The 2614-nt window shown below is 35.5% G+C and carries 3 protein-coding genes; all 3 read left to right on the top strand.

Going from position 1 to position 2614, the window contains the following annotated elements; translation table 11 throughout:
• Positions 1-123: 123 nt before the first annotated feature.
• The 3 genes from DW082_RS14020 (at position 124) to DW082_RS14010 (ending at position 2477) form a co-directional block, all read left to right on the top strand.
• Positions 124-1119: an SMI1/KNR4 family protein gene (locus DW082_RS14020; RefSeq protein ID WP_007558975.1), complete on the top strand. Its 996-nt coding sequence runs from the start codon at positions 124-126 to the stop codon at positions 1117-1119.
• Between the two features lie 72 nt (positions 1120-1191).
• A complete protein-coding gene (locus DW082_RS14015) occupies positions 1192-1491 on the top strand; it encodes a hypothetical protein (protein WP_032536035.1) in 300 nt (99 codons plus the stop codon).
• Between the two features lie 80 nt (positions 1492-1571).
• A complete protein-coding gene (locus DW082_RS14010; protein WP_009017660.1) occupies positions 1572-2477 on the top strand; it encodes an immunity 22 family protein in 906 nt (301 codons plus the stop codon).
• The last annotated feature ends 137 nt before the right edge of the window (positions 2478-2614 follow it).

The following is a 2614-nucleotide window of genomic DNA, read 5'->3' as shown; positions in this document are numbered from 1 at the left end:
CCCAATCATTTACAGATATGTTCATTAATTGGTTGAGAATAAGATAAAAAATGACACTAACAAGCGGCTCAACCTCCCCTGAAAGGTCGGTTAGCCACCCAACATTATCTGCCCATAAAAAGAATGAATATGAAAATAGAATTAGAAAATTGCCAAAAAAGTCTTACTCTCAAAGATTTTGAAGAAATAGAGAGTAAATTGGGTTATGCCTTGCCGGAAAGACTGAAAGAGTTCTATTTACAATATAATGGAGGTTCTACGAAACAGACCGCAAGCATAAATAAATATCAAGAGGTGGAAATTGAAGATTTCTTCCCATTCAAATATAACAAGGATTTTAAGAATGACCCCAGATATACGGCAGAAGGCGAAACATTAGAGTTAAGAAAAGCTGGAGCTATATCTGATAGCATTCTTATTTTTGCTATGGAATCTACCGATGAAGGTCGGATTACCATAGACTTGGTTAATGGAAAGATCTATCTTTACCCTATTGTGGGGATGCAAGATGTAATCTTCAATTTTGGAGAGCCACGACTTGTTGCAAATTCAATAGATGATTTCTTTGACAATCTCGTTGTTTTGGACGGGCACAAAGCAATTCCAGCAATAGAAGAAATCGAAGAAGGACAAACGGAGACAGCAGGTGTAATGCCTGAACTTTCGGACTGTTCGGCTTCGCTAACAAAAGAAGATATAAAGAATTTTGAGGTTGAGTTGAATGTAAAGATTCCGGCAGGCATGAAGAACTTTTACCTCAAGTTCAACGGTGGTATGCCATCACCATATTGTTATCAACCGCAGGACGAGGATTTGGATCGGGTGGAGATAAATGCGTTCTTTCCGATAAAGGAACGCACCAATGCTTTTGAAACAATTGAAGTCATAGCCAAAGATATATGGAGTAGGAATTTAATGCCATGCAATCTGTTGCCTTTTGCTATGGATTCGGGTGGAAACTATTATGCGTTGAACTTGAAGAATAAAAAGATTTACTATTACTTGACTGACGAGTGGGACGAAAACGCTTCAAGAGAATACAACTTTGAAACAAATACTCGTTACATCGCCCAGTCATTCAATTACTTTATAAATCATTTTATCGAAGAAGAGGAATAAAGCGGGCAGATAACAAGCGGATCAATCTCCTTTAATGATGATTATCCACCGAACATTATCAGTAAAACAATAATGGAAACGAAATTAGAATTTTATAAAGCAATACGACTTTTAGATTGTGGAAAGATGGAACGTGCTATGGAAATCTTGCAGGAAGTCATAAAAACATCACAAGAAGAAAAAGATGATTTATCTTTTATTCGTTCTAACTGTGTATTAGGTGAATTGTATTTCGGCTTGAACGACTTCGATAAATCAAGATTTCATTTAGAAGCGGCTTTGAATACAATGAATAATTGTAATTTGGAGAAAGATTTATTCGATTACGAAAAGCTATCCGCTTCAAAAATTCTAATGAAATTAACTAAGTAAATACTGATAACAAGCGGCTCAACCTACTTAATAGTCGGTTAGCCACCAGACATTAGTCGCTTGAAAAATAAAAAAAGAAAATGAGCAAGATAATGATATGGGTCGGTCAATTCGATTCCGAAGCTGACTTTGAGAAATATATGGATCAATCGGCTTTCCGTCAATGGTGGAAAGAATACGATGAAGACAATAAGGAACTTCGTTGCCAGTTCTGTAAAGAGCTTGGTGTAATGGACTATGACGAAGATTCTCTTATTATGAAATATTCTTCTGAAGGACTTGAGAATCTGTTGAATGTTATTCCGGCAGACACAGATAAAATCAAGGAAATACTAAGAGCGAAAAAAATAACTGTCGCAAATGCGGCAATCATGTATAATAGCCATGAGGGTATATCATTGCAGAAAGCGACGAATACCGTATCGGTATCCTTCTTGGGCTCTTTTATTTTTGAACTTAATCCGACTGGTACAACAGCCTCGACTGCCGGTTTGAAATATATGACATGGATTGGGCATACCGATAAAAATGAAACCGAATTTATGGAGTATTTTAATCAAGAGCAATACCTCAAGGAGTTGGAAGCGTATGAATCCGGTCAGAGCAAAAAGCGTCCCAATCCCGAACATCGTTGTCAGTTCTGTAAAGACTTAGGTATAAAATTCTATTATCCAGAGTTTTTAAGAATTAAAATTGACAAAACATGTACAATGAATTCTGTTCAATTAATTCAATCAGTTATAATAGACAATAATGTACTTGATTGTTGGGTTGAAAAATCATTAAATAGAAATGGCCTTAATAATGCCTCAAATAATTGTACTTTCTGCTATATCCCGAATGGTTTTAGAGATAAAAAGAAAAACCAAAAAGTTTTTATTCTTAAAGAAAACATGAAAGGTCATCTTGGCATACCTAAAAAATATGTTGAAGAGATTGCGGACTATAATGGTCTTCGTTACTTATCAACATTTGAATGGGAATAAGCGACTAACAAACAGCAAACCGACTAAAAAGCGGAACGCTGCCAAACATTAGTGTCATATAAAATTATAATGAAACAGATAATAGAAAAAATCAATAAAAGTTGGCACTCCAATCCTCCATGTGATCAACAAATAAT

It is taken from the genome of Alistipes sp. AF48-12, from assembly GCF_003477565.1.
GTDB classification, from domain to species: Bacteria; Bacteroidota; Bacteroidia; order Bacteroidales; family Rikenellaceae; genus Alistipes_A; species Alistipes_A hominis.
The sequence above is the reverse complement of the archived record's forward strand: the minus strand, read 5'-3'. Positions and strand labels throughout refer to the sequence as shown.

What these genes read in the sequence shown, in the direction of transcription:
- DW082_RS14020 (WP_007558975.1), top strand. Translation starts at nt 124, where the DNA reads ATGAATATGAAAATAGAATTAGAAAATTGCCAAAAAAGTCTTACTCTC.
- DW082_RS14015 (WP_032536035.1), top strand. Translation starts at nt 1,192, where the DNA reads ATGGAAACGAAATTAGAATTTTATAAAGCAATACGACTTTTAGATTGT.
- DW082_RS14010 (WP_009017660.1), top strand. Translation starts at nt 1,572, where the DNA reads ATGAGCAAGATAATGATATGGGTCGGTCAATTCGATTCCGAAGCTGAC.